The sequence below is a fragment of the Lysinibacillus sp. GbtcB16 genome, assembly GCF_019091145.1.
Taxonomy (GTDB): Bacteria; Bacillota; Bacilli; order Bacillales_A; family Planococcaceae; genus Lysinibacillus; species Lysinibacillus fusiformis.
In genome coordinates this window covers 1-265 of the sequence record NZ_JAGXJV010000477.1, presented here as the reverse complement: position 1 = coordinate 265, position 265 = coordinate 1, and the positions used below count along the sequence as shown (strand labels likewise).

General features: G+C 36.6%; 1 protein-coding gene. It reads left to right on the top strand.

The features are described from left to right. A partial coding sequence (locus tag KVT27_RS24970; protein WP_483307986.1) for a sodium:solute symporter family transporter occupies positions 1 to 265 on the top strand: 265 nt, incomplete at both ends.

The following is a 265-nucleotide window of genomic DNA, read 5'->3' as shown; positions in this document are numbered from 1 at the left end:
TCATTTTAAACCACCAGATTTTTTAATATGGCTAAATTTATTTTCTTTCGGTGGATTAGAAGCTGCATTCATTTGGCCAATCGTATTAGGGTTATATTGGAGGAAAGGAAATGCTACAGGAGCGCTTGCGTCTATTTTAGTTGGGGTAGGCTCATATATGTGTATTCATCTTTTCTATCCAAATCCGTTCGGTATACATACAGTTGTCTTCCCGATTTGTTTTGCGTTTATCGCTTACATCATTGGAAGTATGTGTGCTGTAAAA